Source organism: Kribbella sp. NPDC050470 (assembly GCF_044458365.1).
Taxonomy (GTDB): Bacteria; Actinomycetota; Actinomycetes; order Propionibacteriales; family Kribbellaceae; genus Kribbella.
The window spans coordinates 1-20,049 of the sequence record NZ_JBITHV010000005.1 but is presented as its reverse complement, the minus strand read 5'-3'; the positions used below and the strand labels follow the sequence as shown (position 1 = coordinate 20,049).

Here is a 20,049-nt window from a genome sequence, read left to right as displayed (position 1 = left end):
TCAGAGGTTGGTCATCCGCTCCTGAGCCTCGGCGTACCGGCCGCCCTGGATCTGGATCTTCGCGCCGACCTCGTCGATCTCGGTCAGCTCGTCCGCGGACAGTTCGATGCCTGCGGCACCGAGGTTCTCGTCCAGGCGGTGTAGCTTGCGCGTACCCGGGATCGGAACGATCCACGGCTGCTGCGCGAGCAGCCAGGCCAGCGCGATCTGCGCCGGAGTGGCGCCCTTGCGGCTCGCGATCGCGGTCAGCAGCTCGACGATCGCCTGGTTGTGCTCACGGGCGTCCGGTTCGAAGCGCGGAATCGTACTGCGGATGTCGTTGGCCGGATCGAAGTCCGTCGACGAGGTGATCGTGCCGGTGAGGAATCCCTTGCCCAGTGGGCTGTACGGGACAAACCCGATGCCCAGGTCGGCGCACGCAGCCAGCACCTCCTCTTCCGGCCGGCGCCACCAGACCGAGTACTCGCTCTGGATCGCGGTCACCGGATGAACGGCGTGTGCCCGCCGGATCGTGGCGGCTGACGCTTCGGACAGACCGAAGTACTTGACCTTCCCCGCTTCGACCAGCTCCTTCACGGTGCCGGCGACCTCCTCGATCGGCACCTCCGGGTCGACCCGGTGCTGGTAGTACAGGTCGATCACGTCCACACCGAGCCGCTGCAACGACCCGTCGACGACCTGCCTGATGCTCTCCGGCCGACTCGTCACGCGCCCCCGCGGCTTCCGCTCCACCGGGTCGATATCCCAGCCGAACTTGGTCGCGATCACCACCTGATCCCGGTACGGCGCCAGAGCCTCGCCGACAAGCTCCTCGTTCGCGTACGGCCCGTAGATCTCCGCGGTGTCGAAGAACGTGACGCCCCGCTCGACCGCCGTACGGACCAGCCCGATCATCTCCTGCCGATCGGGCCGGTCACTGTACCCGCCGGTCATGCTCATACACCCCAGCCCCAGCGCGGATACCTCCGGCCCATCCGTCCCCAGCCTGCGCTTCTCCATGCCCCTACTCCCGTCTACACGTCAATCCGCTCCGACCGTAGGCCGATCCGCCACAACCAGGGAGGCACTGCCAGTACACCCTTGCCGGCAAGAACAACCAGCCCGCTGTGGTGCTGTGGTTCAGCGAGAACCTCACCGCTCGCGACCACAGGCGGTGAATGCGGCACGCGAGACCACGACCCGCTTGGCGAGCGAGTCGGCCGCGACCAGCGCTGTCATAACCCGGCGACGCAGAAGCCCCGCCTGTACTCGAGACTGGTCTGGCCGGGCCGTGGGTGAGTCTGCGGTGACAGAGACAGGAAGGGGTGCATTTCAACAGGTAGTGCCGAGCCGCGGGTAGTGCGGTTGAGCGTGGTCGGGTCGGTGTGTACGGCGTCTCGCCGGTGCACTACCTGTCCGATTTTCCCCGGCTCCACGCAACGTCGTCCGCCGCAGTAGGCCACCACAACTGCCGACCTGGTGCGGGCCGTGGCCGGCTGGCTCCTGGGGCGCGGGAGACCCTTCGGCCCAGACTGCGCAGACTGGGCGACGTTGCCCACCGGAATCGATCGGATCTCGACCGATCGAGCTCGTCCGGTGCCGCCGGCTCGAGGAACGCCCACACATGAGGCAGGAGCGCGGGATATCCACAGTCCGTGGACGGTGCAGGCAACACCACGAGACCGCTCAGTGAGCCGGTCGCCAGGACCGCGGTGTTCTCGCGAGCGGGCGACGGAGGAGCACGGGTGTGGTCGAGGAAGGGCGGGCGAGGCAGACCGGCGGGCGAGTGGAGCGAGCGTTAGCCGGCTGGGAGGGGTAGACCGAGTAGGCGGGTGCCGTTGTCCCAGCAGACTGCGCGTAGCCAGTCGTCGCCTAGGTCGAGGGACTCCAGCGCCGAGAGTTGAACGGCGTACTCATACGGGATGTTCGGGAAGTCCGAGCCCAGCACGATCCGGTCCTGCAGGTCGCCGAGTCGCGAGGTCAGCGAGCGCGGAAAAGGCATCAACGCCTCCGTGAACGGCGTCAGTGCCATCGTCGTATCCAGATGCACATTCGGGTACGACGTAAGCCGCAAATGCTCCTCGTACTCAGGCATCCCCAGATGCGCAATCACCGCGGTCAACCGAGGATGCCTCCGCAACACCTCCCCAAACGGCCCCGGCCCCGTATGCCGCCCCGGAATCGGCCCCGACCCGCAATGCACCACCACCGGCACACCGGCCTCCGCCAGCTGACCCCAAACAGAATCAAGCTCATCGTCGCGCGGGTCGTAACCCCCCACCTGCACGTGAACCTTGAAGATCCGTGTCCCCGCCTCCAACGCCTCCCGCACATAGGCCGCCGCCCCAGGCTCAGGAAAGAACGTCCCGCTCGAAACGCACCCCGGCGTCGCCTCGGCGAAGTCCCGCGCCCACGTGTTGAGCCACCCCGCCATCCCCGGCTTGTGCGGGTACACCAACGCCGGAAACGCTCGCACACCCAGCGCCTCGAGCGTCTTCAGCCGTTCCTCCACCGACGTCCGGTAGTTGATCGGCCACGCCGTCCCGTAGTGCTCCGACGCCTGGTCGAAGTACGCCCATACTGCGTTCATCACCTGGTCCGGCAGGAAGTGCACATGTACGTCGACCAGCCCCTCCAGGCCGAGCCGCCGCCACCACCCGGGAACGTCCGCGTCACGCATCCCCACACTGTAGGTGCCCCGCGACTACCCCAAGCGGAACAGGTCGTCAGCCGGCACCCACGAGACCGACAGATCGAGGTCCAGAACGACGCCACGAGTCAGCGCTTCGAAGGCGGCCTGCACAGCGCGGCTCGGCTCGTCGCGGCGGCACACCAGCGCCCAAGTCCACACCGGCACCGGCTCGACCACCGGCCGCCGGACCAGATCGGGCGGCAGCGGGGTCTCGTCCCGCTTGGGCGACCGGATCACCGGCCGGCGCAACCGTCGTACGTGCTCGAATAAGGCCTGCCCGGTGATCCCGTGGTCGTCGATCCGGACCACCTCGGCACCGGTCTCGCGAGCGAACTCGACCGCGTAGATGTTCCACGACGCCCAGGTCGCAGTGTCGCCGTCGACGAGTACGGCGGTGTCCTTCGCGCGTACGGCGGAGTCGTCGCGACCCCACGAGATCGCGGACAACTGGTCCGCCCCGATCAGGCGGCCTTCCAACTCCTGCTCGGCCAGGTCGGTCGCGCGTACCCAGCAGATCGCCAGGTCGATGCTGCCGTCCGCCACCCGCCCCGCCTGCGTGTGCGACGGCATCACCCACGCGTCGACGAGCAACTGTGCGACTCCGGACGTCCGCTCGACCAGATCGGGCGGTCGCCAGCTCACATACCCGAGCCGGACCGGTTCGGTCGCCGCCAGGCCGACCGCCGTACGGCGCAACTCGGCGGCCTGCTCGAGCAGAGCCCGCGCCCGCGGCAGCAGCGCCTCGCCCTGCGCGGTCAGCGTGACGGTACGGCGGTCGCGGTCGAACAACCGCACACCGAGGTCCCGCTCCAGCGACTTGATCTGCTGCGACAGCGAAGGGCCGGCGATGTGCAGGCGAGCCGCGGCGCGACCGAAGTTGAGCTCCTCGGCCACGGCGACGAAGTAGCCCAGCTGCCGCAGTTCCACGGGCTCGATCGTAGTAGGCCGCGCCTCTCAGCTGGGAGCAAACCGGTCGTGGAAAACCATCAATGGTTCGACAACGATCGAAGTACAACTCCTTCAGAAAGAGAGCCTCATGAGCCACCAGAAAGTCGCCGTCGTCACCGGTGCGTCCTCCGGCATCGGCGCGGCACTCGTCCCGGCGTACCGCAAACTCGGGTACGCCGTGGTCGCGAACTCCCGCACCATCGAGCCGTCGGACGACCCGCTGGTGCTGACCGTCGCCGGTGACATCGCGGCGCCGGGCGTCGGCCGCCGGATCGTCGAGCGGGCGCTCGAGACGTTCGGCCGGGTCGACACCCTGGTCAACAACGCGGGCGTCTTCGTCGCGAAGCCGTTCACCGAGTACACCGCCGAGGACTTCGACCTGGTCACCGGCGTGAACGTGCGCGGGTTCTTCGAGATCACCCAGCAGGCCGTTGCCGCGATGGTTGCCCAGGGCACCGGCCACGTCATCGGCATCACCACCAGCCTGGCCGACCACGCGAACAGCAACGTGCCGTCCGCGCTCGCCTCGCTGACCAAGGGCGGCCTGAACTCCGTCACCAAGTCCCTCGCCACCGAGTACGCCGCCCGCGGCATCCGGTTCAACGCCGTCGCTCCCGGAGTGATCCGGACGCCGATGCACCCGGCGGAGACCCACGAGTTCCTCGCCGCCCTGCACCCGGTCGGCCGGATGGGCGAGATCGACGAGATCGTCGACGCGGTCCTGTTCCTGGAAGGCGCGAACTTCGTGACCGGCGAGATCGTGCACGTCGACGGCGGCCAGCAGGCGGGTCACTGAACCATGGCCATCCCCACAAGGAGATTCTCATGACCGAGCTCGAACTTTTGCACAGCGTTCTCGACCAGTGGAAGGCCGGCGTCGACGCCCACGAGCCCAAGGACGTCGCCGCCCTGTTCGCCGACGACGCGATCTTCCAGGGCTTGCACCTGTACGGCGTCGGCCCCGACGACGTCGCCGCGTACTACGACTCACAGCCGCTCGGACTGCAGGCGTCGTACGACGTCCTGGAGACCCGGCGGCTCGCGGACGACGTGGTCCTCGGGTACGTCGCCGTCGACTTCACGTTCACCGATCGGCCGGCCATCTCGGTCTACCTGAGCCTCATCGTCCGCCGGCTCGGCGACTCCGGGCAGGTCTTGCACTACCAGGTTTCCCGACTATAGTTGGTGTCACCAACATTGGCGACACCAACAAAAGAGGAAACGATGAACGCGATTGCCGATCGGCTCGAGATCACGGACCTGTTCGCGGAGCTGGCGCGGGTGCTGGACGAGGGGACCCCGGACGGGCTCCGGAACGTCTACACAAAGGACGTCGTGGTGCAGTCGCCACGCGGCGGCGAGATCCACGGGATCGACGACGTCGTCGCCTTCGTCGCGGCCACGGACGACGCCAAGACCCAGCACCTGCACAGCAACATCGTCGTGACCCTCGACGGGGACCGCGCGGAGGCAACGGCCACTCAGCTGGTGTTCTTCTTCCGCGAGGGCGAGGCGCCGCACCACCGGGCGGGCGTGCACACGAAGTACTCCGCCGTACGCACGCCGGCAGGCTGGCGCTTCGACCGGGCGACCATCTCCCCGGTCTGGCAGGAGGTCTGATACTTGACCCCATGACTGTGAAGGAACTGCGACTGGTCGTGACGGCGGACGACTACGACGAGGCGGTGGCGTTCTACCGGGACGTGCTAGGGCTGCCGGAGCGGGCGTCGTACTCGTCGGAGAACGGGCGGGTGGTGATCCTCGAGGTCGAGCGGGCCACCCTGGAGATCGCGGACCCGGGCCAGGCCGACTTCATCGACGAGGTCGAGGTCGGCCGCCGGGTCGCCGGGAAGTACCGCGTCGCGCTCGAGGTCGACGACTCGGCTGCGACCACCCGGAAGCTGGCCGACGCCGGCGCGATCGTGATCGCCGAGCCGACTCGCACCCCATGGAACTCGCTCAACGCGCGACTGCAGACGCCGGGCGGGATCCAGCTGACTCTGTTCACCGAGCTTGACCTCAAGTGAACTCGAAGTGTTGAGGTAGGCCGCATGTGGGAGATCGACGAACTGGACCTGCACGCCTACCTCGACCGGATCGGGCACCCGCGGGTCGCGCCGTCCGTGGACAGTCTGCACAGCCTGCACCGGGCGCACGTGCTGGCGATCCCGTTCGAGAACATCGACGTGATCCTCGGCACGCACCCGGGGATCGGGTTGGCCGCAATCCAGTCGAAGCTGGTACGGCGACAGCGCGGCGGCTACTGCTACGAGCACACGCTGCTGTTCGGCGCCGCGCTGGAACGGCTCGGGTTCGAGGTCGAACGCCGGGTCGCCCGGGTGCAGCCGCACAAGTCGGGGCCGCGGACGCACGCGCTGCTCAAGGTCGGCGTCGACGGGCAGGAGTTCCTAGCCGATGTCGGGTTCGGCGCCGGCCAGCTCTACCCGACCCCGCTGAAGGACGGCATGGTCGTGGACCAGGGCGGCTGGGACCATCGCCTGACCGTCGACGGCGACGTGTGGACGCTGGAGAAGCAGACTCCGGACGGCTGGGTTCCGCAGCACGCATCCAACGACGAGCCGGTCCGCCCGATCGACTACGAGGTCTACCACCACTACGTCTCGACCCACCCGCACTCGCCCTTCACCGGCCGCCCGGTGGTGATGCGCGTCGCCGACGGCGTCGTCCGGCGACTGATCGGCGACGAGCTCACCACCGAGTACGCCGACGGTCGCGTCACCACCCGCGCCGTACCGGCCGCGGATCTCCCGGCTGCGTTGGCCGGTCTCGACGTCGTCCTCAGCGACGAAGAGATCGACCGCCTGAAGCTTCTCTAGGCGTCTCGGTCCGGAACGACTCCCCCAGCTCCGGCCCCAGGCCGAAGTAGTGCCGGAAGTTGTAGATCAACGGCGACCACACCCCCGGATCGACGTACGACGTTCCCGGTACGACGATCCGCTCGTCGGCATGCACCCGCAACACCTCGGCCTGAACGAGCAGGAAGTTGCCATCAGCACCGATATCCACCCGGACGGCGGACGCCTCGAACTGCACCGGGCACTCCGCCACCCTCGGCGGACCGACCACCTCGGACGCGACCGGAGTCAGGCCGGCCGCCTTGAACTTCTCCCGTTCGAGGCGAAAGCGGGGCCGCTTGTGGTCCGGCACCGGATCGCGACCGGTCAGCGGCGCGAGTCGCTCGACCGCCTCCCACAGCTCCGGCGACGGAAAGCTGATCACCAGCTCAGGTCGATGCTGGAGGTTGTACCCGGTCTGACCGGTCGTGCCGAGACCGAGGACGACGATGTCGCCGAGTGCCCACGCCGACGACATCGGGGCGAGGTTGGCGGTGCCGTCGGCGTTCTCGGTGGAGAGCAGTGCGACCGGCGTACCGACGTACAGGATGGACGGTTCGATCGTCAGGTGCGTCATGGGTGCCGACGCTAGGCGGCGATCACTTCGGCAGAGGCCGAACAGTGCGGACGGCATGATGGGAGCATGAACGAGCGAAGCGAGTTCATCATCAAACACAGCCCACCTTGCGCCTCATCCGCGCCCGGAGCGAAGCGAGGACGTGGATGAGGATGCAGACGGAAGGGCAGGAGCTGGCCGCATGGGCCAGGATGCTGGCCGATGCCACTCGGGCGACGGTCTGCCTGGCGCTGCTCGACGGACGAGCCTGGACGGCGACCGAACTGGCTCGGGTGGCGAAGGTCTCACGGCCGACGATCAGCGAGCACCTCAACCTGCTCGTCGACGGCGGGCTGCTCACCGAGGTCCGGCAAGGGCGGCACCGCTATCTGAAACTGGCCGGTCCGGACACGGCCGAGTTGATCGAAGGGCTTGCAGCGCTGGCTCCGCACCGCACCGAGGAGCTGAGCAGCCTGTCGGCGGTGAGTAAGCGGGACGCGTTCGCACGGGCCCGAACCTGCTACGACCATCTCGCCGGCAAGCTCGGTGTGGCGCTGGCGGACGCGATGACCGAGCGCGGCTTGATCGACTGGTCGGAAGGCGTCGCGCTGACGCCGGAAGGCAATGCCTGGTTGGAAGATCTCGGCATCGTGGTCGAACGGCGACGCGGCCGGCCCGCACTGCGATCGTGCCTGGACGTGACCGAACGCAGGCCGCACTTGGCCGGCGCGGTCGGCGCTGCCTTGTGCGAACATGCTTTGCAACAAGGCTGGGTGACCCACATCACGGGCGGCCGCGCGCTGAAGGTCACCGGCTCCGTGCGTGAGTTGGGCCTGCCGACCGGGATCGTGCGAGAACTGGTGCCCACAGTCTGAGAAGACCCCGTGTGAACACGCTCCCAGGAGGCGCCGGGCGCGGAAACCACCTAGCCTTCGGCCATGACTGAGTTCGAGCCCGGCACCGAACTGGTGTCCCGTCTGCCGCTGCCCAGCCATGTGATCGTCCTCGTGGACGGCAAGTGGCGTCCCGGCTGGCTGATCGGCCGTGAGCACGAGGCGACGGGATGGACCGGCCTGGTGCAGTACGAGGGCGACGACGGCGCCGAGCGGACGGAACGCCTCCCGGCGGACCGGATCGCCCTGCCGGAGTCGCACCGACCGAGCGAACAAGCGTCATAGCGCAGGGAGGGATGTAGGGAGGGCAGCGATAGAGCACGAAGGCCCCCGGTGCTCACCGGGGGCCTTCGTGCGTAACGCGGCCGTGGCGCCTCTCGACGACGAGAACCCCGGCCCAGGCCCTTCGGGCGGTTGACCTGGGACGGGATCCTCAGTGGCGTTACACACGGTGTATCGCTGGTGACGGCCCGAGTGTTACACGATCGCAAAAGAAATCCGAGCCAACCGCCGGGAACAGGGAGCGACCCCGGTGCACGTCCCTGAACACCGGGGCCTGGAGAACCGGCCTCTCGAGCGACCGTGCCTCTTGACTGTCAGGTGCCCCACCAGTAACCAGGCATTCACTCGAACGTGCTAGAAGTGCACGGCCAGCAGCACGCGCCCGCTCTCCGAACTGCGGATGTCCAGCGCCTTGATCTCGTTGCGCTGCAGCTTCGTGGTCGCGGCCGGCTTGACCGTCGTCCCCGGCGCCGCTGTCCAGCTGGCGATCAGCTGTGCCTTTCCGGACTTGTCAGTGACGTAAAGCTCGTAGCCGCGGGCGCGTTCGCTCGGCGTCGCCAGCTCGTCGTACCGGCAGCTGATCTCGATCGTCGTACCCCAGCGCTCCGGCACCAGCCGCGCGTCCGCAGTGAGCTTGCTGGCCACGGTCTGCGCGAGGACCACGTAGTCACCCTGGGGCTCCTCGCGGCTCAGCGGGACCACGATCAGCGCGCTGACCGCGGCCGCCGTCGCAGCGACTCCTGCCATCGCCATGCCGACCCGGACCCGGCGCTTGCGGGTGTCCCGCTGGACCTCGCGGACCAGGCCGGGCAGCAGGTTCGGCGGGGTGGCGGTGATGGTCGCGAGGGCACGGTCGTCGGGCAACGCGGCCAGCGCCATGGGCATGTCGGACAGCGAGGCCACCTCGGCGGAGCACTCGTCGCAGGTCAGCAGGTGCTCCTCGTACTCGCGCCGCTCCTGCGCCGACAACGCGCCGAGCAGGTACGCCGCATCCCACTCCCGGTACGGATCGCTCACTGGCTGGTCACCCCCTTCTCCTGCAACGCGAGCTTCAGAGCCCGCAACCCGTAGTGCAGCCGCGACTTCACGGTGCCTGACGGGATGTCCAGCTCCTCGGCTATATCAGTGACAGTACGACGCCCGTAGTAGGCACGAACAATCACTTGCCGATGTTCCTCCGACAACTGTGCCAGGGACTCGGCCACCAGCCACGCGTCGAGGACGGCGTTCGCGTGGTCGGCGCTCGGGTTCTCCGGCAGGTCGTCGCTGGCCACCTCGCGGCTGACCCGGGCACTGCGCCGGTCGTCGATGACGAGATTGCGCGCCACCGTGAACAGCCAGGCCCGGGCCCCCGCCTCGTCCTCGGTCAGGATCTGCGGCCGGCGCCAGGCGCGCAGCAGCGTCTCCTGCACGACGTCCTCGGCCAGCCGGTCGTCGCCGGTCAGCCGGACCACGAACCGCCACAGGGCCGGTGCGTGCACGTCGTGCAACTCACGCAACAGCGCCGCCCGGTCATCGGCCATCGGCGCTCCTGCTCTGTCACGCATCGGGCGGTCCCGGCCGGGATCACTCCGCTGTCACGGTTGCCTTCTTCGGTGCTGCTCGCTCGACCGCCCAGGCGCCGTTGCCCAGGAATGCGATCAGCAGGAAGGCGAAGCAGAACAGCGCCGCCTTCTCGCCACCATTCTGCACAGGAAGCAAAGCATCCACCTGGTGCACTGTGAAGTACGCGTACGCCATCGATCCCGAACAGAGCAGCGCAGCGTACCTGGTGCCCAGGCCGATCAGCACCAGCGCGCCGCCGGCGAACTGGATCGCGGCCGCCCACCACGACGGCCAGGCGAACAGCTCGGACTGTTTCGTGCCGAGCACGCCGAACAGCGCCGCGGCGCCGTGACAGCAGAACAGGAACCCGATCACGATCCGGAAGACGGCGATCACTTGCTTCTGGTAGCGCTCCAGCACCTTCATGGCCTCACTCCTCGAGGGTGTAGGGGTCGTCGCCCTTCCGAACGAGACAGGCCGGTGCCGGGTTCAACACATCGTGACTTTCAGATCACACTCCGAATCGGTTGCGCTCGCGTACTGGCTTTGCTAGGTGGAAGCCGTACGTCGCGGTCGCCAGGCCGACGCCCCAGACCAGGTAGGCCGGGACCGCCACCCAGAAGAACGCGTGGGGCAGGCCGATATCGCCGTACATGGGCTTGCCCTGGATCGCGGCGACGATCATCTGGAGCAGGCCGACACCGAAGTACGCCGTGATGCCGCCGCCGAGCCCGGCGCCGGGAAGCAGCAGCATCCAGCGCGGGAAGATCCGGCCGAGGCGATAGACCAGCAGCAGCAGCGGCAGCGCGATGCCGGCGAGCAGGAAGCCGGCCTCGAACAACACCATCGAGAGGCTCGCGCCGTACGGCGTCTTGTCGAAGCCGACGGCTGCCTGCGCGGCCAACCGGATCAGGCAGCCGGCGACCGCGGCCCACGCGCCGACGTACGCCCAGCGCGGGATCTCCGCAAGCGAACGCCGCGGGCCGAGCCGGCGTTGGTAGGTCAGGGCGGTTCGGCCGAGGAGTACAGCACCACCGAGAGCGGCGAACCGGCTCAGCATTCCCGGCAGATCGAACGGGAGTCCGAGGCCTGGCAGCACGCCGCCGACCACATCGAGCAAGGCGAAGGCAGCGGCCGCCACCCAAGCGGCTGCCAGAGCCCACAGCGTTCGGATCAGGAACCAAGAGCTTGGTCGGCGATCCACAGCCAGGACGGCCGCGGCACTGAGCACGCACAGCACGACTGCGGCCCAGTCCGGGATCAGCAGATCGCCGCCTGGGAACTTCCAGTCCGGTGCGTGGCCGGTCGCGAACCAGATGCGGAGACATCCGTACGCCGCTGCCCAGAGGAGTGTTGCGGTGCGTGCCATGGGATCAATCTCAGTCGGTCCCGCGACGGCGCGGATCCCTCCGGCGGGGGAACCTGCTCCATCGGGCGGGTGGCGTGCTCAGCGGGCGTCGTAAAGCTCGCGGAGCGTCCGGAGGAACACCTGACGGTCGGCGGCCGGGAGGGTGGCGAGCAGGCGGTCTTCTTCGACCCGGATGCCTTTGCGCACCGAGCGCCGTACCCGGCGGCCCTTCGCCGTGATCGAGAGCAGCCGCACCCGGCGGTCGCCCGGATCAGGCGTGCGCTCGATCAGGCCGGCGTCCTGCAGCTCGTCGAGGGTGCCGATGATGCGCGACTTGTCCGCCCCGATCGCCTCCGCGAGCGCGGCCTGGGTCCGGACCGGGGTGTCATCGAGCGCGGTCAGTACGGCGTAACCCCACATCGAGACGTCGTTCGCCTCGAGCACGGGCAGCTCCGCCGCGATGAGCGCCCGCATCAACGGCGCAATCATCGCGGCGAGATCGGGGCGCTCGTCGCTCACGCCAGGGAAGATAGCACTGGCGCAATCATAAGCTGGCGCATACGATAAGCGCATGCCTACAGTTGATTACGTTTCCCTCGACGCACAAGCGGTCCGGGCCGGCATGGAGCTGGTCACGCGTGTCACCGACGCCGATCTCGCCAAGCCGACGCCGTGCAGGTCCTGGACGCTGTACGGTCTGCTCGCGCACATGGCGACGCAGCACTACGGCTTCGCCGCCGCCTCCCGTGGTGACGGCGACGAAGCCCTGTGGAAGGTCCGCGACCTGGGCGCCGACCCGGTCAAGGCGTACCTCGACTCCGCGGAGCATGTCCTGGAGGCGTTCGCCGAGGACGGCGTGACCGAGCGCCTGTTCCCGCTGCCGGAGTTCGGCACCGACCAGCCGTTCCCCGGGCAGCAGGCGATCAGCTTCCACTTCATCGACTACGTGGTGCACGCCTGGGATGTCGCGAAGTCGATCGGCGCCACGGTCACCTTCACTCCCGAGGTCCTGGATGCCGCACGTGACGTGGCCCAGCTCGTCCCCACCGGCGAACTCCGGCTGACCCCCGGCTCCCCCTTCGGCCCCGACATCCCATGGTCGGGCACCGACCCTCTGGACAAGATCCTGGCCCACCTCGGCCGCAATCCCGCCTGGCCCAACTAGTCCTCACAACCAAGCCCGTCGCTGTCGCGGTCCAGGTCGTAGACGTCGTCGCCGACGACTGTGACCGGGCCGCGCACGTACTCCGGCCCGTTGCCGCTGCCACCTGAACAGTCCACGTCACTGGCGATCGGGACGCAGCCGCCGCTGTAGTTCGGATCGCAGCCGGACTCCTGCGCCTCCTCGACCTTGGTGCCGACCGTGGTCACCTGCGTCCGCGGCTGCTTGACCACCTCCTGCTTGATGAGCTCCTTCGCCGTCTGCCTGCCGTCGACGATCGTCACCTCGTAGGTCAGCCGGCGCGTGCCGTTGACTCCTTGCGTGGTGACGGATTTCTCGCCTTTCGGCACCGAGGAATCCGTCACCGTCTTCGTCTTGAACGGAATGACCTTGAACTCCACCACGGTCTTCTTGGTCGTCACCGGCTTGGGCTTGGCTGCCGTCGTGGTCACTGCCTTTGGAGTTGGAGTCGGAGTCGGCGTGACCACCGCCTGACTTCCCACCACCGCAGCCGGCTCGGCGACTTCCGACGTACCGCTGGATCCGCAACCACCCGCGACCAGCAGGAGCGCAGGCAGCAGCGCAGCACGAGACAAACGCACGATTCCCCCCAACCCGCCGCAGTTTCCCCCCGCGGCGGGATTGTCAGCACCCGGACCTCCCGGGTGAGTTCCGATCTGTACCACCACGACCCGTTTGAAGTCGAGGGCCGAACCCCTGGGCAGTCGGAAAATTTCGATGCTTGGTAAGCGCTTGCCACCCCTGGGCACCGGTGCGAGGCTCGCGGGCACACCACTGGAGGAGAGGGTCCATGTTGGCTGTTCTGGGAAGACTTCGCCGCGCGGCTCTGGTGAGCGTGCCGGCGATCATGGTGGCGACTCTGATCGTTCCGACCCCGGCGTCCGCGGCCGTCACGGAGTACCCGGCGGTGACCCTGAACCGGGTCACGTCGAGCGCCGGGTTCGTGCATCCGGGGCTCGCGGTCAGCGCGGACTCGCTGGAGCGTGCCCGCACGCAGGTGCAGGCCGGCGTCGAGCCCTGGGCGTCGTACTACGCCGCCATGATCGCAACGTCGTACGCGTCCACGACGTTCAGCTCGCGGAACCAGGGGCCGGTCGTGGACCGGCCGGCGAACAGCGCGTTCAACTCCCAAGGCGTGCAGTCGCAGTTCATCGACGACGCGTTCCGCGCGTACACGCAGGCGATTCTCTACGTGATCACCGGCAACCCGGTGCACCGCGCGAACGGCCTGAAGCTGGTCCGGATCTGGAGCCACATGAATCCGGCCGCGTACGCCTACTACCCGGACGCGCACATCCACAGCGGCCCACCGCTGATGCGGATGCTGGCGGCCGCGGAGATCCTTCGGTACTCGAGCGTGAACCCGGGCACCGACGGCTACGACCTGCAGTGGAACGACGCCGACACCGCCGAGCTCACCGCGAACCTGATCGCGCCGATGACGCAGACCTTCCTGTACCGCAACCGCAACTTCATGAACCAGCACAGCTACTCGCTGATCGGCGCGCTCGCGGGCTACGTCTTCACCGACAACCTGCCCCGCTACACCGAGGCGGTCGAGTGGTTCTCGGTGAACTCCACCAACCCCGACGACGACACGAACGGCGCGCTCGCCAAGGTGATGCCGGTGATCGCGAAGGACGACCCGCGCAACCCGTACCGGCGTACGTTCGTGCAACTGCAGGAGATGGGCCGCGACCAGGCGCACGCCTGGGACGACGTCAGCATGCTCACCCAGCTCGCCCGCGTCATCGACATCCAGGGCACTCGACTGGACCCACTGCGCGGGACGGTGTCCACGCGGCCGAACGCGGTCTCGCCGTGGAAGTTCGGCGACTACCGCCTGCTGCGCGGCTCGGAGCAGTTCTTCGCGTTCATGCTCGGCAAGGACATCCCCTGGATCGACACCACCGGACGCGGCGGCGTGCTCTCCCAGGCGTACCGCGGCCGGATCTTCGACCCCACCAACGAGCTGTACCACCTCTACAAGGACAAGCTCGGCGACGATGCCATCCGGGCGATCGCGCCGAGCATCACCGAGCTCGCGACCCGGCAGGACGCGGCCGCACGGTTCTACTGGGGCACCGCGTCGTACAACTACTGGAACAGCAACCCGGACTGGAACCCGGACTCCTGGCTGTCCTTCCCGGCCTCGGTCGCCGGCACGGTCCCACCGGTCCAGCAGAACGCGCTGATCCAGGCGGAGACGCGGACGTTCCCGATCACCTCTGGTACGTCGGTCCACGACGGCTACGTCCGGATGGAGGCGAGCCGGGCCGGTACGACGATCGCCGTACGATCACTGCTCTACGACAACCGGAACGGCTACAGCCCGGTCGGGGTTCTGGTCCGCACGAACGGCACGGCGACCTTGCAGATCCGCAAGGAGCGGGCGCTGGCGCCGTACCACTCGTTGACCGTGCCGGACACGAAGGGCGCTTGGCGCTACCTCACCTACGACATGGACACCGCGAAGCTGCGCGGCAGCGCGGGCGGTGAATCGCTCGCGTACTACACGATCGTCGGGTCCTCGAAGGTTGCCGTGGACATCGATGCGGTCAACCTGCAGGCCAAGAGCCAGCTCACGCCGCCGACCTTCCCCGAGGGCTCAGACACCCGCCTGGTCGCGATTGCAGGAGAGCCGCTGCGCGCAGACCTTTCGGCCACCGGGACTGTGAACTACACCGCCGGCACTGCGCTCCCGAGCCAAGCCACCCTGGACGCGCAATCCGGAGTGTTGACGTGGACGCCCACGGCCGGCCAGGTCGGAGAGCACAAGACCTTCGTCGTGGCCGACGACGGCACAACGAACTCCGTGCTCCGCGTATCAATCACGGTCGCCGCCAACCGCCAGAACGCCATCGACGCCGCCCTCGAGGGTTACGACCCCGCGACCGCTTACGTCCGGTCAAGCGCGGCCGCGGTCACCTCGGCCGCGGCGCTGGCGACCTCGCACCTCGAGTCCGACAGCGCGACCTTCGCCGCCGACCTCGTCGCCGTACAGAAGGCAGTCGCCGCGCTGGAGAAACTCACGCCCACGCTGGCGGACGACGGCTCGATCGACTACTGGGGCCGGGCGACCTCGGCGACCATCACGCCGGTTGCCATCGGCAACATGCTGGACGGCGACATGAACACCTTCTCGGGTGATCTCCGCGCGCCGGCGATCATCGACTACGGCAACGCCTTCCGGGTCCGGGCCGACGCGTTCGGGCTGCAGGCGCGGTACAACTTCGCCAACCGCTCGGAAGGCGCCAACGTGTACGGCTCCAACGACGGCCGGACCTGGACCCTGTTGTCGTCGCGGGAGACCACCAACACCAGTGACCGGGCGTTCGAGCTGGAGACGATCCCGGTCCGCGACGAGGTGAAGAACCTGAGCTTCCGGTTCCTCAAGCTCCAGGTCGACCATCCCGGCGTGCCGACCGATCCGGCGTACCCGGGCCTGTCCAGCTTCAGCGAGTTCCGGGTGCACGGCGAGCGGATCGAGATGAGTACGGCGCTCAGCGCGGTGTCGATCTCGTCGAGCAACAGCGATCCGAAGCTCGCCCAGAACGGCGACACGGTCACGCTGACCATGTCCGCCACCGAGCCGCTGAGTGCGGTCACGGCGACGATCGAGGGACGCGAGGCCACGGTCACGAGCTCGGACAGTCAGCACTGGACTGCGAAGCTCGTGCTCCCGGACGACGTCGGCTACGGACGGGCGCTGCAGTTCGCGGTCGACTACACGACGGCCGCGGGCGAGCCCGGCGCGACGATCGTGGCCTCGACTGACGGATCAACGCTCCAGCTGTGGAACAGCGCCGTACAGACGGTCGCGATCCAGCCCAGCTGGGTGGTCGCATCGAGCGTGGTCTTCCCGGGGGTCAGCACGGCGGAGGACAACGGGTGGCGGATGTTCGACGGCAACATCACCACGTACACGGACACGACCAGCGGCAACGGGTGGGTCAAGGTGACCGCGCCGCTGGAGTTCAACGCAGTACGGGTCCATCCGCGGACGAACTTCCCGAGCCGGGCCAACGGGACCGTCATCCAGTCGTCGACGGACGGTGGGACCACGTGGACGACGCTGGCCACGATCACCGGTGTTGCTGATGGCAACCAGTGGTACGTGTTCCCGTTGGCGTCCACGGTCTCGGTGCCGATGATCCGCGTGTACGACGGCCACGGCGGCTTCACAAACCTGGCCGAGGTACAGCTGCTCAAGTCCTAGGGGTGGTTGGCCGACCTGCTGCCCGTCAGCAGGTCGGCCAGCTCGGTCGGGCGGTAGAGCACGAGCTTGCCCGTGCGCTGCGCCTCGACCAGACCGGTACGACGAAGCAGCTGCAGGTGCTGGCTGACGGCGGACGGTGTGACCTTCAGCTCGGCGGCGAGGTCGCTGGTGGTTCGTGGGTGCGTGAGCAGGGCCAGAATCGTGGCACGCGGCGTGCCGATGAGCTGATCCAGATCGCGGCGCGACGGCGGCTCCACAACCGACCACAGGTTGCCCTGCCCGCGCGGCGGGTAGCCGATCAACGGCTCGGCACCGATGTCGAACGGGATCACCGCGTGCGGGCCGAACAGCGTGGGCTGCAGTACCAGACCGCGACCGTCGATGCTCTCGGTCCGGCTGGGATTGCTGACCTGGTCGATCCTCAGCCGGCCATCGTGATAGCTGATGACCGGTGCCAGGTCGTTCAGCATCGCGGCGGTTCCCTGCTGGGTGACGAGGTGACCGCGGTAGCTGATGTCGGCGGACAGGATCGTGCGCATCCGGTCCCAGTACGGCGCCATCACGGCTCGCCAGTACTCGCGCAGCGCATCGACGATTCTGGTCACGCCGTCGGCTCCGGCCAACTCGTCGGGCACCTGCCCGTTGACCGCGACGAACTGCCGCTCGAGCGTCTCGCGATCGACCGCGCCGACGAGCTCGAGCTCCTCGTCGAGCTGGGTCAGCGGTGACGTCGGGCGCGGCGTGAGGAAGTCCGGACTGCCCATGGTGTCGTTGACCAGCCATCGCAGTACACCCCAGTCGAGCTGCTCCAGCACCGGCTGTACGGCGCGAATCCACGGCAACTGCAGCGGAAACCGGCCAGGATCCTGGAGCGCCCGCAACGAGAGCACCGTCTCGGCCGCAGGCGAGATCGCGAACCGGATGTCCTCCAGATCCTGCGCAGTCAGCTCGTAGGTCAGCACGCTGTCAATGTAGCCCTCCCCTAAATCGTTCCCTCGGGCGGACCGCACCGGGCGACAGTCGATCCCATGACTACTGCCGTCGTTGATGCGCTGCCGCGGAAGGATCTCCTCGGCGCACTCGCGGTCTGCTCAGCCATCGGCGTGGGCACCGTCTACTTCCCGCAGGCGCTGCTCCCGCACGTCGCGGCGTCATTGCAGGTGTCGGTGGCCGATGCCGCGCTGATCGTGACCGCGCCACAGGCCGGGTACGCCGCCGGCATCCTGGCCCTCGTCCCACTCGGCGACGCCGGAATCCAGCGCCGACTGCTCACCATCCTCTTCTGCTGCACGTCGGCGTCCGCGTTCCTCGCGGCGGCTGCGCCATCGCTGCCGATCCTGGTGCTGGCGTCGTTCCTGATGGGCTGCGCGACGGTCGCCTCACCCGTGATCGGCCCGTATGCCGCCGGCATGACCGGCTCGAGTCGCCTGGGCAGCGTCAACAGCATTCTGCTCAGCATCGGCATCCCGGCAATGATCGCGTCGCGCGCCATCGCGGGCTTCCTGGGCGAGCACTACTCCTGGCGGTACGCCTACCTCGGCGCAGCCGTGCTCACGCTGGCCTGTGCCGTGGTGGCGTGTACACGGTTGCCTTTGCCAACAAACGTCGTACCGGTGAGCTGTCCGGCATACCTGCTTCGACCGCTGACCCAGCTGCGGTTGCACGCCGGCTTGCGTCGGTCGGCGTTCTATCAGATGTGCACCTTCGCCGGCTTCACCGGCACGTGGGCCACGCTGGTCCTGCTCCTCCGCGACAACTTCGGTCTCGGCGCCGATGCCCTCGGCTGGATCAGCCTGGTCGCCATCGCCACGATGGCCGTAGTCCCGCTGACCGGCCGCCTTGTCGACCGCCTGAACCCGGACGTCGTGACGTCATGGATCCTCGCCGGCACGGGCCTGGCCGCCGTACTCATGCTCGGCGCACTCCTCGGCGGCCCGCTCGGCGTGACCCTGCTGATCGCCGGCGTACTGGTCCTCGACGTCGCCATGCAGTCCGGCATGGTTGCCAACGTCACCCGTATCTACCGCCTGGATCCGAGCACCCGCAGCGCCATGAACACCGCCTACATGGTCTGCGCGTACGGCGCCGGCGCATTCGGCTCATGGACCGCCGTACGCCTCTACAACTCGCTCGGCTGGTGGACGGTCCCCACCTTCGTCACCACCCTGGCGGCCGCAGCCGCCGTGGCACACGTCAGGCGACGTTCAGGAGGGTCGCGATGAGGAGCCCCGCCAACAGGCCCGCGATGCCTAGGGCGATCAGCGGGCCGGGAGTGATCGGGGGTTCCGGGACGCGCAGGTTGAAGATGGCGAAGAGGCGTTCTTCGGCCGGCCGGACCTCCTGAAGGAGGACGGTGCACGGGTGCTTCACGTTCTCGACCACCTCTACGGCGGTTTGGGCCGCCACGACGGCGCCGCGGATCACGCAGACGACGACGGCGCCCGACGCCACGGTCAGGACGCCGATCAGGGCTGCGGTGGTCTGCGGCATCGTGGCGTCGGCGAACAGCGTGTTCTTCAGCGCCGAGAACGACCACAGGCCGAAGAACCCGAGCGCCGCCGAGGCGAGCCCAACCGCCAGGAACACCTTGGCCAGCGGGTTCTGCCCCCGCACCGCCGCCGCGAACGCCCGCGCGTCACCGGCCAGGTCCTCCGCACCCCGGGCCAGCCCCTCCTGCATCGCCAGCGTGTCGGCGCGCGCCGTCAGCTGCACCCCGATCACGATCCGGTCGGCGAGGTCCAAGGTGCTCGCCAGGTCGAGGATCTCCCTCCAGGCGCCCACCACCTCGTCGTGCCCCGCCGCAATCGCAGCCCTCTCCACGACACTCATCCGTGCCCCCTAACGCCGCCCGCGCCACCCCCAACGCGACCGTCTCCCCTGCCAAGAGACTACGCCGCCCAAGCCCTCACGAACAGTAACCACCCGTCAATCCTTGACTTTCTCCCCGTGCGACCCCGTCGACAACCACCCACCGGAACCCCACCCCACCACCAATCCCCTGGACAAACCTGACACACTGTTCCCCTCACCCTCGTGAGAGGGCCTCTAGCTCAACTGGCAGAGCAGCGGACTTTTAATCCGCGGGTTGTGGGTTCGAGTCCCACGGGGCCTACCAGTTTCCGCAGGTCAGGCGCATGTCGGCGCCTCGACCGTGAAAGTCGGGTCTGCGCAAACTCTGCCAATACTCGGACTGGCCGGTGCACGTCCGTCTGAGAGGGGTCGGCGGCTCCGCGCAGCCAGCTGGTTGCGCGTTGCTGAGCGACGTATCGCATCCTGTCGCGCTGGTCTCGTTTCGCCCGATCTCCGGCTCGCCCAGCCGTTGAGCTGCCACGAGCAGTTGGACTGTGGAGGGCTGAGATGAGCAGACCGCACCTTCCGATCGGAACGTGGGGCAACGTCCGATCCCGTGCTGAGATAAAGGACAGCACGGGCAAGGCAGTGTCCTGGCGCGCGTTGTCGACGGCAGCTGAAAACTGACCAGTGGGCGGCAACTGAAAATTGACCAGCTTCCCGGAGAGATCCTGGCTTGAACCGAGCCGGGGAGGGAGC

General features: G+C 68.1%; 22 protein-coding genes and 1 tRNA gene. 11 read left to right on the top strand and 12 right to left on the bottom strand.

The annotated features are described in order from the left end of the window. From ACIBGM_RS15295 to ACIBGM_RS15285, 3 genes are all read right to left on the bottom strand, one after another. Complete coding sequence (locus ACIBGM_RS15295; protein WP_396385859.1) at nt 1–999, bottom strand: aldo/keto reductase; 999 nt, start codon at nt 997–999, stop codon at nt 1–3. A gap of 778 nt (nt 1,000–1,777) precedes the next feature. Beyond that, entirely contained in the window at nt 1,778–2,659 is an 882-nt protein-coding gene (locus ACIBGM_RS15290; RefSeq protein WP_396385858.1) for an amidohydrolase family protein, read from the bottom strand. A 24-nt stretch (nt 2,660–2,683) separates the two neighbouring features. Further along, nucleotides 2,684–3,598 (bottom strand): LysR family transcriptional regulator, encoded by a 915-nt coding sequence (locus tag ACIBGM_RS15285; RefSeq protein ID WP_396385857.1) that lies wholly within the window; start codon nt 3,596–3,598, stop codon nt 2,684–2,686. 109 nt (nt 3,599–3,707) lie between these two features. Here ACIBGM_RS15285 and ACIBGM_RS15280 point away from each other — a divergent pair, with 109 nt between their 5' ends. Genes ACIBGM_RS15280 through ACIBGM_RS15260 form a run of 5 tightly spaced genes read left to right on the top strand, consistent with a single transcriptional unit; the run spans nt 3,708 to nt 6,456 of the window. Further along, nucleotides 3,708–4,415 carry an SDR family oxidoreductase gene (locus ACIBGM_RS15280; RefSeq protein WP_360518654.1) on the top strand — a complete coding sequence of 236 codons (708 nt, stop codon included), beginning with the start codon at nt 3,708–3,710 and terminating at the stop codon, nt 4,413–4,415. Nucleotides 4,416–4,444: 29 nt separating this feature from the next. Then, nucleotides 4,445–4,801 carry a hypothetical protein gene (locus tag ACIBGM_RS15275; RefSeq protein WP_396385855.1) on the top strand — a complete coding sequence of 119 codons (357 nt, stop codon included), beginning with the start codon at nt 4,445–4,447 and terminating at the stop codon, nt 4,799–4,801. A gap of 42 nt (nt 4,802–4,843) precedes the next feature. Then, nucleotides 4,844–5,239, top strand: coding sequence for a nuclear transport factor 2 family protein (locus ACIBGM_RS15270; RefSeq protein WP_396385854.1), 396 nt, complete (start codon nt 4,844–4,846; stop codon nt 5,237–5,239). Nucleotides 5,240–5,250: 11 nt separating this feature from the next. Beyond that, entirely contained in the window at nt 5,251–5,646 is a 396-nt protein-coding gene (locus tag ACIBGM_RS15265) for a VOC family protein (protein WP_396385853.1), read from the top strand. Nucleotides 5,647–5,670: 24 nt separating this feature from the next. Next, nucleotides 5,671–6,456, top strand: a complete 786-nt coding sequence (locus tag ACIBGM_RS15260; RefSeq protein ID WP_396385852.1) for an arylamine N-acetyltransferase — start codon at nt 5,671–5,673, stop codon at nt 6,454–6,456. Here the strand turns inward: ACIBGM_RS15260 and ACIBGM_RS15255 are convergent. Beyond that, a complete protein-coding gene (locus ACIBGM_RS15255; RefSeq protein WP_396385851.1) occupies nt 6,419–7,051 on the bottom strand; it encodes a flavin reductase family protein in 633 nt (210 codons plus the stop codon). The two genes, ACIBGM_RS15260 and ACIBGM_RS15255, sit on opposite strands and share 38 nt — an antisense overlap. 146 nt (nt 7,052–7,197) lie before the next feature. Between ACIBGM_RS15255 and ACIBGM_RS15250 the strand changes: the two genes are divergently transcribed. Next, on the top strand, nt 7,198–7,905 hold the full coding sequence (locus ACIBGM_RS15250; RefSeq protein WP_360518637.1) for a helix-turn-helix domain-containing protein: 708 nt from the start codon (nt 7,198–7,200) through the stop codon (nt 7,903–7,905). A gap of 63 nt (nt 7,906–7,968) precedes the next feature. Next, nucleotides 7,969–8,208: a hypothetical protein gene (locus tag ACIBGM_RS15245; protein WP_360518634.1), complete on the top strand. Its 240-nt coding sequence runs from the start codon at nt 7,969–7,971 to the stop codon at nt 8,206–8,208. Between the two features lie 351 nt (nt 8,209–8,559). On the opposite strand, the gene ACIBGM_RS15240 is transcribed toward ACIBGM_RS15245, so the two are convergent. The 5 genes from ACIBGM_RS15240 to ACIBGM_RS15220 form a co-directional block, all read right to left on the bottom strand. After that, nucleotides 8,560–9,222, bottom strand: coding sequence for an anti-sigma factor family protein (locus ACIBGM_RS15240; RefSeq protein ID WP_396385849.1), 663 nt, complete (start codon nt 9,220–9,222; stop codon nt 8,560–8,562). Further along, complete coding sequence (locus ACIBGM_RS15235) at nt 9,219–9,728, bottom strand: sigma-70 family RNA polymerase sigma factor (RefSeq protein WP_360518628.1); 510 nt, start codon at nt 9,726–9,728, stop codon at nt 9,219–9,221. Before ACIBGM_RS15235 ends, ACIBGM_RS15240 begins: the two co-directional genes overlap by 4 nt. A 43-nt stretch (nt 9,729–9,771) precedes the next feature. Beyond that, nucleotides 9,772–10,176, bottom strand: a complete 405-nt coding sequence (locus tag ACIBGM_RS15230; protein WP_360518625.1) for a DoxX family protein — start codon at nt 10,174–10,176, stop codon at nt 9,772–9,774. Between the two features lie 85 nt (nt 10,177–10,261). Continuing rightward, a complete protein-coding gene (locus ACIBGM_RS15225; RefSeq protein ID WP_396385847.1) occupies nt 10,262–11,119 on the bottom strand; it encodes a hypothetical protein in 858 nt (285 codons plus the stop codon). A 78-nt stretch (nt 11,120–11,197) separates the two neighbouring features. Further along, the gene (locus ACIBGM_RS15220) at nt 11,198–11,617 is read right to left on the bottom strand and encodes a MarR family transcriptional regulator (RefSeq protein ID WP_360518619.1); all 420 of its coding nucleotides are present in this window, start codon (nt 11,615–11,617) and stop codon (nt 11,198–11,200) included. A 52-nt stretch (nt 11,618–11,669) separates the two neighbouring features. Here ACIBGM_RS15220 and ACIBGM_RS15215 point away from each other — a divergent pair, with 52 nt between their 5' ends. Then, nucleotides 11,670–12,263 carry a TIGR03086 family metal-binding protein gene (locus tag ACIBGM_RS15215; RefSeq protein WP_360518616.1) on the top strand — a complete coding sequence of 198 codons (594 nt, stop codon included), beginning with the start codon at nt 11,670–11,672 and terminating at the stop codon, nt 12,261–12,263. On the opposite strand, the gene ACIBGM_RS15210 is transcribed toward ACIBGM_RS15215, so the two are convergent. Further along, the gene (locus tag ACIBGM_RS15210; protein ID WP_360518613.1) at nt 12,260–12,862 is read right to left on the bottom strand and encodes a G5 domain-containing protein; all 603 of its coding nucleotides are present in this window, start codon (nt 12,860–12,862) and stop codon (nt 12,260–12,262) included. The genes ACIBGM_RS15215 and ACIBGM_RS15210 overlap by 4 nt on opposite strands. Before the next feature lie 209 nt (nt 12,863–13,071). Here ACIBGM_RS15210 and ACIBGM_RS15205 point away from each other — a divergent pair, with 209 nt between their 5' ends. Continuing rightward, nucleotides 13,072–16,500, top strand: coding sequence for a putative Ig domain-containing protein (locus ACIBGM_RS15205; RefSeq protein ID WP_360518610.1), 3,429 nt, complete (start codon nt 13,072–13,074; stop codon nt 16,498–16,500). Here ACIBGM_RS15205 and ACIBGM_RS15200 read toward each other — a convergent pair. Continuing rightward, nucleotides 16,497–17,462: a DUF5937 family protein gene (locus tag ACIBGM_RS15200; RefSeq protein WP_396385846.1), complete on the bottom strand. Its 966-nt coding sequence runs from the start codon at nt 17,460–17,462 to the stop codon at nt 16,497–16,499. The genes ACIBGM_RS15205 and ACIBGM_RS15200 overlap by 4 nt on opposite strands. Before the next feature lie 66 nt (nt 17,463–17,528). Between ACIBGM_RS15200 and ACIBGM_RS15195 the strand changes: the two genes are divergently transcribed. Further along, entirely contained in the window at nt 17,529–18,722 is a 1,194-nt protein-coding gene (locus ACIBGM_RS15195) for an MFS transporter (protein WP_396385845.1), read from the top strand. On the opposite strand, the gene ACIBGM_RS15190 is transcribed toward ACIBGM_RS15195, so the two are convergent. Then, a complete protein-coding gene (locus ACIBGM_RS15190) occupies nt 18,694–19,329 on the bottom strand; it encodes a hypothetical protein (protein WP_360518601.1) in 636 nt (211 codons plus the stop codon). The genes ACIBGM_RS15195 and ACIBGM_RS15190 overlap by 29 nt on opposite strands. A 210-nt stretch (nt 19,330–19,539) precedes the next feature. Here ACIBGM_RS15190 and ACIBGM_RS15185 point away from each other — a divergent pair. Beyond that, nucleotides 19,540–19,615: transfer RNA gene (locus ACIBGM_RS15185), tRNA-Lys, on the top strand. Nucleotides 19,616–20,049 lie beyond the last annotated feature (434 nt).